Here is a 14140-nt window from a genome sequence, read left to right as displayed (position 1 = left end):
ATTATTTCTAATATGGTTCGTTATTAGATTAAATGAATTTTATAAGATTTGAAATTAAGTTAATTCATTCTTTTTTATGAAACATTTCAGTTTATTAAAAAGATGCTAAAAACGATTTTAATCGGTAATTTTAAACTTTATTTGTTATCAATAACATTTCCACTATTTTTGTGGCAAACAAGGAATGCAATGCGCAAGTTACTTTATATATTTATAGGTGTTTTTTTTATTTCAACTCAAAGTTGTGATGACGGTGATATAATTACTGTAGATCTTGAATTTGACGATGATTTTAGTGCCTGCGAAGGCGTAACTGATTTGGTCCTGTTTAAAACGAAAAATGATCCATCGGAATCTATTTCTGTTTTAATTTCTAATTATACTTTAGCCGAACTTTTAAAAATTGATAACAATGGCACCTTAGAGGTAGAAAAAAGCGCCACATTTTATTATAGAACGTATCAAGATGAAAGTTTACCCTCTGGCTTATTCTGTAGCGATATTCCTGAAGATGTTATTATTTCTTCTAGCGAAAGTGATGCCTGTACTGCGAAATTTTTAACTGTACTTACCAAAGATGATAACGATGGTGTTCCTGCCGAATTAGAAGATATTAATGGAAATGGCGATTTAACTGATGATGATACGGACGGCGATGGTATACCAAATTATATTGATGTGGATGATGATGGGGATAATGTATTAACCGCTGATGAAAATCCTGATCCAGATGGTAATGGAAACTTAGATGATGCACAAGACACCGACGGTGACGGCACTCCTGATTATTTGGATGATGATGATGATGGTGATGGCGTTTTAACACGTGATGAAGAAAACAACTTGCAAGATCAAAACCCGAAAAACGACACGACAAATAGTCTTATTGGTCCCGATTATCTAAACGAAGAAGTAAACAATACTGTACCTGCAACAGCGTATCGCTCGCATACTATTTATCAAACTTATTTGGTAACGGTTACGCTATCTGATATTAGTTTAAGCTTTTTATCTCAAGATGAATTTGATTTTGGAACCTTAAGCGACAGTAGCCTATCGACTTCAACAACTGAAACACCAAATTTTAATTAGGACTTACGTTTTGGTAAATATAAACTTCGGTTGCACCTAAACCATATTTTTGGTAATTCGCGTCGTAATATTTCACATTATTATAGCGTCCAAAAAGGTATTCCAATTCCATTTTTAGTATGCCTTCGCCTACACCATGGATAAATACTATTTTTTGTATACGTTTTGCTATGGCCCAATCTAGTTTTTGCCTTGCCGTATCTAATTGAATCGTCAACATATCATGATTACTCATACCTCTAGCCGATTTAACCAATTGATTAATATGTAAATCGACCTCCATAGTAGGTTCAAACCTATCTTTTGGTTTTACTTTTATAGATTTTCTGCGCGTTGGTTTTTCCTTTTCATCCAAAACAGCACTGATACTTTTATGAGAAAATAATCCGGTTTTAAAATCATTTTTAGAAGTATCTTTAACCAATTCATCTTCTTCAAAATCAAGTAAAAACCCGTCCGTTGTTTCAATAAACACCGTATTTCCTTCTATCCTTTTTATTTTCCCAGATAAATTTTCATCTAAAACTAAAACAAAATCGTTTACTTTAAATTTCATATCAATTAATTTTAAATGTCTTCATTGTTATTCCAATCTTCTTCCTTCTTACTCGGTATCGTTCTAGACACCCTATAAATACCCATCATTAAAAACACAATTCCAGAAATTAATATATATTGGTTTTGCCCATCATTAACCTTAGCATACATGGCTATTATTGCTCCAACAACAATTAAGATATAATTTAAATACTTCATGCCACAAATTTAAGTAAATTCTACCCAAAAAAAATTGGCTAACATGTTCTTAAATTTTAATAAAATATATTGTTGGCTACTCGCTTCTCCTATTAAACTAAAAAGCTTGTAAACAAAAAAGCATAAAGCATTTTTTTGTTTGCGGGCTTTTAGTATTTTAGCAAGTAGCAAAACTATATTTTATATGCAATCTCTAGAAAAATACATGTTGCCTTGCCTAAACAAAGAGCTCTTTGGTGTAGAGTGTATGGGTTGTGGTATGCAGCGTTCTATTTCGCTTCTTTTTCAAGGAGAATTTGTAGCAGCTTTTAAAATGTACCCTGCTATTTATACTTTAATATTACTTTTTGGCTTTATAGTTTTAACCCTATTTAAAAAAATTAATTTTTCGCATAAAATAACCGTTGCTCTTGGGATTTTAAATTTAGTCATTATTGTAACGAGCTACATCATAAAAAACTTTTATAATTAACACTTAAAAATATACCATGGAAAAACAAAAACTACCTAACACAACGCTTATTTTAGTATTCGGAATTTTATCTATAGTCACCTGTTGTTGCTATGGTATTATTGGTTTAATACTTGGTATAGTTGCCATTGTTTTAGCGAAAAAATCAATCGCTATTTACAATGCCTCACCTGAAGAATATTCTGGAATACAAAATATAAAAACAGGAAAAATTCTTGCTATTATAGGAGTAATATTAAGTGTTTTATATTTACTTTTTGTACTGTGGTTAGTAACTACTTTTGGATGGGAGACTATGCAAGACCAAGATTTACTTAGAGAAAGAATGCAAGAAATGATGGGACAATAACCCAATGTTTAAATAATAAAAAACGCGACCATTGGGTCGCGTTTTTTATGCTCTATTTTTTAGAAATCTATTACTCTTCAAATTGAGATAATGTTTTTGTAATAATAGAAACGCAGTCTAATAATTGTTCTTCGGTCATCACTAAAGGTGGTGCAAAACGAATAATGTTACCATGTGTTGGTTTTGCTAGCAATCCATTATCACGTAAAGCCAAACAAATATTCCATGCTGTATCGCTTTCTTCATCATCATTAATCACAATAGCGTTTAGTAAACCTTTACCGCGAACTAAGTTTACAATTTTACTGGTTTCAATATATTTATTAAGTTCTTTTCTAAACAAATCGCCTAAAACCGATGCGCGTTCTGCAAGTTTTTCATCACGAATAACCTCTAATGCTGCTGTTGCCACAGCTGCTGCAACAGGATTTCCACCAAAAGTACTGCCGTGGTTTCCTGGTTTTATCACATCCATAATACTATTATTGGCTAACACTGCCGATACGGGGTAAACGCCTCCACTAATGGCTTTTCCAAGAATTAAAATATCAGGTTTTACGTTTTCATGATCTACGGCTAGTAATTTTCCGGTTCTAGCAATTCCTGTTTGCACTTCATCGGCTATAAAAAGCACATGGTACTTTTCGCATAATGCTTTGGCGCCTGATAAATAATGTTCATCGGGCACATAAACCCCGGCCTCGCCTTGTATCGGTTCTACTAAAAAACCACTTATATTTGGGTTGTTTTTTAAAACGGATTCTAAAGCGTCTAAATTATTATATTCAATTTTAATAAATCCGTTGGTATAGGGTCCAAAATTTTTACGCGCCACAGGATCGTTAGAAAACGAAATTATAGTAGTAGTCCGGCCATGAAAATTATTTTCGCATACTATAATTTCAGCTTCATTTTCTGCAATACCCTTTACTTCGTAAGCCCATTTTCTACATAGTTTCAATGCTGTTTCTACCGCTTCGGCACCGGTATTCATTGGCAAAAGCTTATCGAATCCAAAAAATTCGCAGGCAAACTTTTCATACTTCCCAAGCATATCATTATAAAATGCTCTCGAAGTTAATGCCAATGTTTGCGCTTGTTGTACCATCGCATTGACAATTTTTGGATGACAGTGTCCTTGGTTTACTGCCGAATATGCCGACAAGAAATCGTAATATCGTTTCCCATCTACATCCCAAACGTACACCCCTTCTCCTTTACTTAATACTACCGGTAACGGATGGTAATTATGTGCACCATACTTGTTTTCTAAATCTATCGCTTGTTGCGAAGTTAATTGCTCTAAAACAGCCATTTTAAAAAAATTTAAATGTTGATATCCAAAAAAAATGGATATTATAAAATAACCATTCCTTCTCTACCTTTATCCTTTCGTGGTTTCGAAAATTCAGCGTGGGAGAGAAATCATCCCTAAGAAGTTCAAATTTATAAAATATTCATTCAAAAAGTGTCTTTTTAATCCTTTATGTGTCTAAACAGTAACTATTTATTAATCAACAACACAAAAATTATGAATTATTTATCAAATGTATTGGACAATTTTACCGAAACTGTTGGTGCAAACTTATCTGGAGCCATAGCCGCACTAATCATTCTTATTATTGGATGGTTTGTTGCCGGATTACTAAAACGACTTATTTTTAAATTATTACAAAAAACAGGAATCGATAATAAATTAAAAAACTCCAACCTTAGTCTTTCAAAATTTATTAGCAAGTTAATTTACTTTTTAATAATGATTTTCGTTTTCTTGTTAGCCCTTGAGAAACTTGGTATGAGTAACGTACTGGACCCTTTAAAAAATATGCTTAGTGAGTTTACTGGTTTTATTCCTAATATTATTGGAGCGGGCTTGGTAAGTTATATTGGCTATATGTTAGCCACTATAGTATCAGAACTGGTGGAACTTTCGGGAGATTCTATTCAAAAATTAACACCTAAATTAAAGCTGCCTGAAAACATTGATATCGTTAATGTTATTAAAAAAATTGTTTTCATATTTATTTTTATTCCGCTACTTATCTCAGCTTTTAATATCTTAAATATGGATGCCATTTCGGAACCTGCAACAACTATGTTAAAGGACTTTTTTAGCGCTATTCCAAAAGTAATACTAGCCGCTATTATTATCATAATTTTTGTAGTTGGGGGCCGTTTTTTAAGCGAACTTATAAAAGACTTACTAAACAGTATGAACCTAAACAACTTTTTTAATAAAGCTGGTTTAGGAGCCGTTACCGGAAGCACCAATTTGGTTAAAATTATAGGTAACTTAGTGTATTATTTTATTATTTTGTTTGGTCTTACAACTGCTGTTGATAAACTAGAATTTGGTTATTTAACAGATATTTTATACACCATTACTAACTATTCTGGAAAAATAATTTTTGGACTAGTAATTTTAGCTTTAGGAAACTGGATTGCTTCTGTTGCAGCCACTAATTTCTCTAAAAATGATGATAATACGTTTGTTGCCTCTATTATTAGAATTGCAATAATCGCTATTTTCTTAGCCATCAGTTTAAGAACTATGGGGCTTGCCGATGAAATTATAAACCTAGCCTTTGGAATTTCTTTAGGTACCGTTGCGCTAACCATTATCCTATCTTTCGGACTTGGTGGTCGTGAAGCCGCAGGAAAACAAATGGATAAAATACTTAACAAATTCAATAAAAAATAACCCATTTAATATAAGCATAAAAAAGCTGTTTGGTAATTTACTAAGCAGCTTTTTTTATGGAATTCATGCAAAATTTTATACCAATTAAACCGAAATTGAATACTCAACTTACTCCTTTTCAACCTAAAAACATCTTTATATTTCAGTTGAAATTGAAATTACAATAAACTAATTGAAAATAATGTGAAATTTATTTCTGGCTATTAGTATTTTTGCAGCATGTCAAGAAGAAAAACAAGAAAACAAGTTTTTGAAAACGTCGAAGTTATCGATGCTGGAGCTAAAGGAAAAACCATAGCTAAAGCGCCCGACGGAAAAGTTATTTTTTTACCAAATGCTGTACCTGGCGATGTGGTAGATGTACAAACCTTTAAAAAGCGTAAAGCGTATTATGAAGGTAAAGCTACGGTGTTTCATAAACTATCGGATAAAAGAACCACGCCTGCTTGCGAGCATTTTGGAACCTGTGGTGGTTGTAAATGGCAAGATATGGCTTACGAGCATCAGCTGTTTTACAAACAAAAAGAAGTGACTAATAATTTAACCCGTATTGGGCATATAGAATTACCAGAAGTCACTCCTATTTTTGGAGCAAAAAACCAGTATTTCTATAGAAATAAGATGGAGTTTTCGTTTAGCGATAGCCGTTGGTTAACCTTGGAAGAAGTACAATCAGACGAAGATTTAGGAGACAGAAATGCTTTAGGTTTTCATATTCCGGGTATGTGGGACAAAATTTTAGATGTAAAAAAATGCCACTTACAAGCCGATCCGTCTAACGCGATTAGAAATGCGGTTAAAGCATTCGCTCTTGAAAACGATTTAGAATTTTTCAATACTAGAAATCAAACCGGATTTTTACGTACCATGATGATTAGAACATCAAGTACGGGGGATATTATGGTGATGATTCAATTCTTTAAAGAAAACAAAGAAAAACGTGAATTAATTTTAGATTATTTAGCTGAAACCTTTCCGGAAATCACATCGCTACAATACGTTATTAACGGAAAAGCTAATGATACCATTTACGATCAGGAAGTGATTTGCTATAAAGGTGCCGATCATATTTTTGAAGAAATGGAAGGTTTAAAATTTAAAATTAACGCTAAATCGTTCTATCAAACCAATTCCGATCAAGCTTTCGAACTTTATAAAATTACTAGAGATTTTGCTGGATTAACTGGAAACGAACTGGTTTACGATTTATATACAGGTACCGGAACTATTGCGCAATTTGTTGCTAAACAAGCAAAAAAAGTGGTTGGCGTAGAAGCTGTGCCCGATGCTATTACCGCTGCAAAAGAAAATGCACAATTTAATAACATAAACAACGTTGAGTTCTTTGTAGGCGACATGAAAAATGTGTTTAATGCAGATTTTATTGCTGCCCACGGTACGCCAGATATTATAATTACCGATCCGCCAAGGGATGGTATGCATAAAGATGTGGTACAGCAAATACTAAACATTGCGCCGTCGCGAGTGGTGTATGTAAGCTGTAATAGCGCAACACAAGCTAGAGATTTAGCGCTTATGGATGCACAATATAAAGTAGTAAAAACACAAGCGGTAGATATGTTTCCACAAACTTTTCATGTGGAAAATGTCGTGCTTTTAGAAAAACGTTAGTCAAAAAAAAGACCTTTAACAACGCCTTTTTCTTGATAACAGGAATACATTTTAATGGAATATGAAATATTTTAAAATTCTTTTTATCCCCATAGTTTTATTAATCGTGGGGATAACTATAAGTTGTGAACGAGATGATATTTGTCCGGAAATTACTTCGACAACCCCCGATTTAATTATTGATCTTTTCGATTACTCTAATGAAGATAGTAGTAAAAATGTTTTTAAATTAGTCATTGCTGGCGTTGGTAGCGAGACCATTTTACCCGGATACGAACTAGTAACCAGCAACGAATTAGTACTCCCTTTAAAAACAACAGAAAACAGCACGCAGTATAGATTACTTGAAGGCGCAACTGTAAATGATAATGATACTCCAGATGATGCTACCGATGATTATTATGAAGGTAACGAAGATATTATTACCATAAATTACACCCGTACCGAAGTGTTCGTTTCTCGAGCTTGTGGTTATAAAACCATTTTCGAAGACGTCACAATTCAACTTGAAAGTGATGAAGATAATTGGATAAAATCCATTTCACCCCTAAACGCAAACCAATCTGTAGAAGATGAAACAGAAGCACACTTTAACTTATTTCATTAATAGCGTCGTGCTATTATTATTTTGTGTGTCTTTAAACGCGCAAAATGATAGTATTCCAAGTACGGTAAACGATTCTATTAAAATAAAAGAAAAATACGGCATTCGCATAGGTGGCGATATTAGTAAATTAGCACGCTCCTTTGCGGAAGATGATTATAGTGGTTTTGAATTAAAAGCCGATTTCCGATTAAAAAAACATTTATACCTCGCTGCCGAAATTGGATTTGACGATAAAAATACCGTTACCAATTATTTGGATATCACCACAAAAGGAAGCTATTTAAAAGCAGGTATCGATGTAAATATGTATGAAAACTGGCTTACCATGGATAATATGGTTTACATGGGGTTTCGTTTAGGCTTTAGTTCTTTTAGTCAAGAACTTAATAGTTTTAAAATATACACTACCAACCAATATTGGTTACCACAATATTCCTCAAGCGATTTAAAAGAATTTAACAACTTAAGTGCGGTATGGGCAGAAATTATTTTAGGGATGAAGGTAGAGCTATTCAATAATCTTTATGCTGGCGTAAACGTGCAACTTAAATTATTAGCATCGGAAACCGAACCAGACAATTTTACAAATGTTTACATCCCTGGCTTTAACAAAACATACGATAGTAATAATATTGGTGTAGGTTTTGGATATTCATTATCTTACCGAATTCCACTTTATAAAAAAGATAAATAGTCTGTTTTTTTAATACGATTAAAACCTCTAAAATGAAACGCGCCTTTTACTGTTTACTTACCATAGGATTTTTAATACTTTGTAGCTCCTGCCGAAAGGATTTTGAATTTTCTAGAAGCACTGGAGAGCTTACCTTCTCAAAAGACACGGTTTATTTAGATACTATTTTTACAAAAATTGGTTCTAGCACGTATAACTTAAAAGTTTACAACAACAGTAATAAGGATATTCTTATTCCTACAGTAAAGTTAGCTTTAGGCGAAACCTCAAATTATCGTTTAAATGTTGATGGCAGTACAGGGAAAACCTTTGAAAACGTGGAACTTTTAGCAAAAGACAGTCTCTATATTTTTATAGAAACCACGGTTGATATTGAAAATGAAGCGGCAATTTCAAACCAATTTTTATACACCGATGCTATTGAGTTTGATACTGGTGCCAACCAACAAAAAGTAGAATTGGTAACCCTAGTAAAAGATGCCATTTTTATATATCCAGATCGCGATAACACCACTAAAATTGTAGAAACCTTAAGTCTTAATATTGACGGAGAAACAGTTAATACCGATTTACAAGGACGTGAATTATTACCAAGCGAACTTCATTTTACCAACAGCAAACCTTACGTAATTTATGGCTTTGCCGCCGTACCCGGGAATAAAACACTCACCATAGATGCGGGAGCTCGCGTGTATTTTCATTCGGAATCTGGCCTTATAGTAACCAACGGCGCTTCTTTAAAAATAAACGGCGCTCTAAGTAACGACCAAGATATTTTAGAAAACGAAGTGATTTTTGAAGGCGACCGCCAAGAACCCGATTTTTCTGAAATACCAGGACAATGGGGAACCATTTGGTTGTTTGATGGCAGTATAAACAATGAAATAAATTACACCACCATAAAAAACGCAAATGTTGGCATTTTATGCGATGGCAATCCAAATGCAACAAACAACAAATTAACCATCAATAATACTCAAATTTACAACTCCGCAAATTTTGGTATTATGGGTAGAAACACCTCCATTTCTGGTAAAAATGTGGTTATAAACAACGCAGGACAGTCGGCTTTTGCAGGCACTATTGGTGGACGCTATAACTTTACACATGCGACACTAGTTAATTATTGGAATCATAGTTTTAGACAATTACCTGCCATACTCCTAAATAATTTTATTTTAGATGAAGATAACAATGCCACGCTAGCCGATTTAGGTGAAGCAAATTTCAACAATTGTATTATTTACGGCAATGATAACCCAGAATTTTCATTGGAACAAATAGAAGATGAATCGGTTAGTTTCAACTTTAAATTCACAAATTGCTTGTTGCGTTTTCAAGATGATAACAATAATTATACTGAAGCTATTTACGATTTAACAGATACCAATCACTTTGAAAACAACATATTTAATGAAGATCCAAATTTCAAAGACACCAGCTTAAATCAACTTATAATTGGCGATGATTCCGCAGCTATAAACAACGGAAATCCTACTTTTTCACTACAATCGCCTACCGATATTTTAGGGGTCACTAGAACCAATGCTCCCGATATTGGTGCCTACCAACATATTACTTTCCCTGAAGAAGATTAACTAAAGACGGTATGATATTGCGATAATCAATATTATTAACCACTTATATGGTTAAAATAACCCCTTTATTTATAGAAATTTGTAATAAAATTCAAAATCAATAGACTCATTACAAAAAAACACAATATTTAATTTATATTGTATAACTTATTTTAGATTAGTTTTACTAAAATATGAGGTATCTCAGATTAACCCTGTCTAACCATAACGTAAATCCTTAAAAATGTACCCTAAACTAGATCCTTTCTTTGAAATATCTTTGGATTGTCTATGCATTGCTAATTACGAAGGATATTTCGTAAAAATTAACCCTGCTTTTGTGAACTTATTAGGATATTCTGAAAATGAATTATACTCTAAATTAATTTCAGATTTTATTCATGAAGAAGATAAAGCCCGCACCGCAGCATATAGACAAAACTTAAAAAATAATAAACCCCTTATTAATTTTGAAAACAGATACCGTTGTAAATCAGGAGCTATTATATGGCTACATTGGACATCTATCCCTATTGAAAAGGATCAATTAATATATGCCATAGCTAAAAATATTACCCATAAAAAAGAATTAGAGCAAGAACGCCAAACCTTATTACATACGCTTAATAAAACCAACGAAAAATTAAAACAACTTAATTACACAACCTCTCATGATTTAAGGTCACCTATAAATAATTTAATTTCCTTAATAGATATCATCGATCTAAATAAAATAACCGATAAAAACACCTTAAAAGCACTTAATTACATTAAACTTTCAGCCGAAGGGCTAAACACATCACTAAACAACTACGTTGCATCTTTTCAGCATAAAAACATCGCTAAAGAGCGCTTAGAGCTGGTTAATTTTAATGCTTCTTTTCAAAAAACCCATAGCTTAATTAGTGCACTTATAGACAAATCGGGGGCTAAATTTTATATAAATTTTTCCAATTTAGACAGTGTGCTGTTTAATAAATCGTATATGGAAAGTATCTTTTTAAATTTAATAACTAACTCCATAAAATATGCACAGCCTAATGTACCGTTAGTTGTTTCAATAAAAACTTTCAAAAAAACCAACGTATCTACATTTCAATATACCGATAATGGCCTCGGTTTCGACATGGACAAAATAGGGCACCTTATATTTAAATTGAACACAGGGTTTCATAACAATCCAGACAGTAAAGGGGTTGGTTTGTATTTAGTTTACAACCATGTCACCAGCCTTGGTGGGCATATTAGCGTAAAAAGTAAGGTTAATGAAGGCACTACATTTACCATTAGTTTTCAAGATTAAAAATTTAAATTGCGCTATTTAGTGAGTATCACGCATCAGTTTCATACTTATTAGGCCTATTGTAAATAAAAATTATTAATGTTTTGTTTAACAAATACCTAAAACAATTAAACATTTTGTATTTTTATACACATAATCAATACGTATATTAACATGTTTGGACTATTTAAAAAGAAATCGGAGAAAGAGAAACTACAACTTCAATATGAAAAACTAATGAAAGAAGCCCATACCCTATCCACAACTAACAGAAAAATGAGCGATCAAAAAACCTATGATGCCGAGCAAATCATGAAACAACTAGAGCAGTTGAATTAAGATTAAAAAAATGACAAGAGAGAAAAAACCAGATCAAGTCGTTTTTAATGAGGACACTCAAACGTATGATGCCGCAATTAAACCCTATGCTACTTCTGTAGGAGCCCCAGTAATCACGACTACCGATACTATAGCCTGGAAAAATAGAAGTATTAACAAAATAAACCATAAGATTGAAGCTAAATACCTCGAACTAAAAGCGGAATACGAAAAAATGATGGAAGAGTTTGAATACAACAAACTCATTTTTAATGCAAAATTTACTTTCGAACCTGTTATTGGTGAAGTATATCATCTTTACAAAAGAGACAACGGTGAATCTTTTCTTTCTATTATTGCACCAAACCAGTGCAATTTTCAATCGTTAGGAAGTTTTTATTTAAATGCCGACCAAGTTTGGGAAAAAATATAGTTTAAATATGATAGATACAAAATGCTTTTCCGATAGAAATCTAGATCGTATTATTGAAATGGCCTGGGAAGATAGAACACCCTTTGAAGCTATATTATTTCAATTTGGTCTACCAGAAAAAGAAGTGATTAAGCTTATGCGCACCAACTTAAAAGAAAGCAGTTTTAAACGTTGGAGAAAACGTGTAAATAGTGGTGTTAGTCAAAAACACCTAAAAAAACGCCATCCAGATATTCTACGTTTTAAATCTTCTAGACAAAAAGCAATTTCTAGAAATAAAATTAGTAAACGCTAAATAACCAGGTTTAACCAAAATTGACATTTATCCATTTCCAAACAATAACACGATGACTAACGCACACAATAGTATTTTCGAATTTAATGAAACTTCCGATATCACCCCTTGGAAAAATGCTGACGATGTTGTTATGGGAGGAAAATCATCGGGAGCATTCTATTTAAATAAAGAAGGAAAAGGTGTTTTTAAAGGTCATGTATCTTTAGAAAATAACGGCGGGTTTTCTTCATTAAAATATCAATTTGATAAAATAAGTACCAAAGAATTTTCAAAAATCAGATTGAAAGTAAAAGGCGATGGAAAAAGATATCAATTTAGAATAAAACACAAAACCTCCGATAAACAGGCTTATATCTCCTATTTCAATACCACTGAAGATTGGGAAATTATAGAATTTTCTTTAGCCAAAATGCACCCCACTTTTAGAGGAAAAAAACTAGACATGCCAAATTACGATGCGGATGGCATTGAAGAAATTGGCTTTTTAATAGCCAATAAAAAAGCGGAGCATTTTAAACTCGAAATAGATTCTATTTCCTTGAAGTAAAACAATATTAACACCTAATAAAGCCCAATAAAGGCATCTAGTCAAAAATAAGTCTTGTGCCCAAATTCTTCTTCCGAGGTATCAATGCGTTCATGGTTTTCACGAGCTAAATCCCATTTTTCAATCTCGGTTTGGGAACTCACAGAAACGTACTCTCCAGCCGCCATGGACCATACTCCTGCCACCATTTCTGTTTATATAGTGCTTTTCTGCTGTTTGTCTGTCCATAATTATTCTCCTAATAAATTAAACCCTCCTTTCGTTAAAAATTTGGTATTCACTTCAAAACCTTCCGTATTTTCTATAATCGCATAGCCTTTATAATGATCTTTAACCACTACTTTTTTTCTTCTGAAATAATAAATATCACCAACTTTTTCATCTAAAACTAATACAAATGACACCCCATCCACTTCAATAATAGATGTATTTGGTAACGCTTTCGCGGAAACAACACCGGTAATAATTTGAGCATCTACAAACATCCCTACTAAGAAATTATTTCCAGTTTCATTTTCTAAATGCCCATGAACATGAATAGTTCTATTGGGTTCTATAGAGGTTCCAACCAGATGAACTTCGGCTTTATAAGTCTCCTTTGAAGCTTCGGGTATTTTAAAATCTATCTTTTGCCCTTTTTTAACCGCCATAATATCCTTCTCAAAAACCGAAAGTTCAATATGAATATGATCGTTGTCGATAATTTCTAAAATGGGCGACGCCGGCGAAACATAAGCGCCCTTTGTAACATTCACCATGGTAATACTTCCTGAAATTGGCGCTAAAATACTAACCACAGACGTTATATTCCCGGCGCGAACTCTAGCTGGTGATATATTAAGCATAATTAATTGTTTCTCTAACCCGTTATGTTTTGCAACGGCCATTTTATAGTCGCTCTCTGCTTTTAAAAAGCTTTTTTGCGAGGTAATATTTTCAGCTTTCATGGTTACTTGTCTGTCATATTCCGCTTTTAAATAGGTAAGCTGTTCATGCACTTCCATATAATTCTGTTGCAAAGTCACAAACTCTGGATTTTCAATAGTAACAAGCACTTGTCCTTTATTCACCTTATCCCCTATTAACAAAGGAGTTGTTTTAATATATCCCCCCATGGTTGCATTAACAACCGCTCTATTTTCTGGAGGAACATCAATCATTCCATTTACACTTATTGTATTAGGAAATTGTTTGTCTTCTAGACCACCTAAAGTCATTTTACTATGGTCAAACTGGGCTTGCGTTACCTGGATTCTACTATCCTGTATGGTATTATTTTCATTTTGAGATTCGGTTGTTTGGTTCTTTTTTTCACCGCAACTAAAAAAAGTAAAAAGAAGACTGAATACGACTATGATATATATATTACGTTTCATCACGTT

General features: G+C 33.0%; 17 protein-coding genes and 1 pseudogene. 13 read left to right on the top strand and 5 right to left on the bottom strand.

What is annotated here, in order from left to right; genetic code table 11:
- Nucleotides 1-189 precede the first annotated feature (189 nt).
- A complete protein-coding gene (locus tag FQU21_RS03395; RefSeq protein WP_147676629.1) occupies nt 190-1092 on the top strand; it encodes a hypothetical protein in 903 nt (300 codons plus the stop codon).
- Here FQU21_RS03395 and FQU21_RS03390 read toward each other — a convergent pair.
- Nucleotides 1085-1648 carry a Smr/MutS family protein gene (locus FQU21_RS03390; RefSeq protein WP_147676628.1) on the bottom strand — a complete coding sequence of 188 codons (564 nt, stop codon included), beginning with the start codon at nt 1646-1648 and terminating at the stop codon, nt 1085-1087. The genes FQU21_RS03395 and FQU21_RS03390 overlap by 8 nt on opposite strands.
- 11 nt (nt 1649-1659) lie before the next feature.
- On the bottom strand, nt 1660-1848 hold the full coding sequence (locus FQU21_RS03385; protein ID WP_147676627.1) for a hypothetical protein: 189 nt from the start codon (nt 1846-1848) through the stop codon (nt 1660-1662).
- A 184-nt stretch (nt 1849-2032) separates the two neighbouring features.
- Here FQU21_RS03385 and FQU21_RS03380 point away from each other — a divergent pair, with 184 nt between their 5' ends.
- Together FQU21_RS03380 and FQU21_RS03375 are read left to right on the top strand one after the other, a co-directional pair.
- Nucleotides 2033-2320, top strand: a complete 288-nt coding sequence (locus FQU21_RS03380) for a DUF2752 domain-containing protein (RefSeq protein WP_147676626.1) — start codon at nt 2033-2035, stop codon at nt 2318-2320.
- 16 nt (nt 2321-2336) lie between these two features.
- Complete coding sequence (locus tag FQU21_RS03375; RefSeq protein ID WP_147676625.1) at nt 2337-2669, top strand: CCC motif membrane protein; 333 nt, start codon at nt 2337-2339, stop codon at nt 2667-2669.
- A gap of 70 nt (nt 2670-2739) precedes the next feature.
- On the opposite strand, the gene rocD is transcribed toward FQU21_RS03375, so the two are convergent.
- Entirely contained in the window at nt 2740-3984 is a 1245-nt protein-coding gene (rocD, locus tag FQU21_RS03370) for an ornithine--oxo-acid transaminase (protein WP_147676624.1), read from the bottom strand.
- Between the two features lie 216 nt (nt 3985-4200).
- Here rocD and FQU21_RS03365 point away from each other — a divergent pair, with 216 nt between their 5' ends.
- From FQU21_RS03365 to FQU21_RS03320, 10 genes are all read left to right on the top strand, one after another.
- The gene (locus FQU21_RS03365; protein WP_187269311.1) at nt 4201-5370 is read left to right on the top strand and encodes a mechanosensitive ion channel; all 1170 of its coding nucleotides are present in this window, start codon (nt 4201-4203) and stop codon (nt 5368-5370) included.
- A 219-nt stretch (nt 5371-5589) separates the two neighbouring features.
- Nucleotides 5590-7002: a 23S rRNA (uracil(1939)-C(5))-methyltransferase RlmD gene (gene rlmD / locus FQU21_RS03360; RefSeq protein WP_147676622.1), complete on the top strand. Its 1413-nt coding sequence runs from the start codon at nt 5590-5592 to the stop codon at nt 7000-7002.
- Between the two features lie 61 nt (nt 7003-7063).
- A complete protein-coding gene (locus tag FQU21_RS03355; RefSeq protein ID WP_147676621.1) occupies nt 7064-7609 on the top strand; it encodes a DUF6452 family protein in 546 nt (181 codons plus the stop codon).
- On the top strand, nt 7575-8303 hold the full coding sequence (locus FQU21_RS03350; RefSeq protein WP_147676620.1) for a DUF6048 family protein: 729 nt from the start codon (nt 7575-7577) through the stop codon (nt 8301-8303). The genes FQU21_RS03355 and FQU21_RS03350 overlap by 35 nt, the downstream gene beginning before the upstream one ends.
- A gap of 32 nt (nt 8304-8335) precedes the next feature.
- Nucleotides 8336-9901, top strand: a complete 1566-nt coding sequence (locus FQU21_RS03345) for a choice-of-anchor Q domain-containing protein (protein ID WP_147676619.1) — start codon at nt 8336-8338, stop codon at nt 9899-9901.
- Between the two features lie 223 nt (nt 9902-10124).
- Nucleotides 10125-11183: a PAS domain-containing sensor histidine kinase gene (locus tag FQU21_RS03340; RefSeq protein ID WP_147676618.1), complete on the top strand. Its 1059-nt coding sequence runs from the start codon at nt 10125-10127 to the stop codon at nt 11181-11183.
- Nucleotides 11184-11336: 153 nt separating this feature from the next.
- The gene (locus tag FQU21_RS03335) at nt 11337-11501 is read left to right on the top strand and encodes a Lacal_2735 family protein (RefSeq protein WP_147676617.1); all 165 of its coding nucleotides are present in this window, start codon (nt 11337-11339) and stop codon (nt 11499-11501) included.
- Nucleotides 11502-11511: 10 nt separating this feature from the next.
- On the top strand, nt 11512-11913 hold the full coding sequence (locus FQU21_RS03330) for a DUF2452 domain-containing protein (protein WP_147676616.1): 402 nt from the start codon (nt 11512-11514) through the stop codon (nt 11911-11913).
- A gap of 7 nt (nt 11914-11920) precedes the next feature.
- Nucleotides 11921-12208, top strand: coding sequence for a TIGR03643 family protein (locus tag FQU21_RS03325; protein WP_147676615.1), 288 nt, complete (start codon nt 11921-11923; stop codon nt 12206-12208).
- 52 nt (nt 12209-12260) lie between these two features.
- Complete coding sequence (locus FQU21_RS03320; RefSeq protein ID WP_147676614.1) at nt 12261-12758, top strand: CIA30 family protein; 498 nt, start codon at nt 12261-12263, stop codon at nt 12756-12758.
- A gap of 65 nt (nt 12759-12823) precedes the next feature.
- Here the strand turns inward: FQU21_RS03320 and FQU21_RS17650 are convergent.
- A pseudogene (locus tag FQU21_RS17650) lies at nt 12824-12946 on the bottom strand (VIT1/CCC1 transporter family protein); the annotation flags it as partial.
- A gap of 42 nt (nt 12947-12988) precedes the next feature.
- A complete protein-coding gene (locus FQU21_RS03310; protein WP_147676613.1) occupies nt 12989-14134 on the bottom strand; it encodes an efflux RND transporter periplasmic adaptor subunit in 1146 nt (381 codons plus the stop codon).
- Nucleotides 14135-14140: the final 6 nt, after the last annotated feature.

The organism is Algibacter pacificus, from assembly GCF_008033385.1.
Taxonomy (GTDB): domain Bacteria; phylum Bacteroidota; class Bacteroidia; order Flavobacteriales; family Flavobacteriaceae; genus Algibacter; species Algibacter pacificus.
This window is presented reverse-complemented; position numbering and strand designations above follow the sequence as displayed.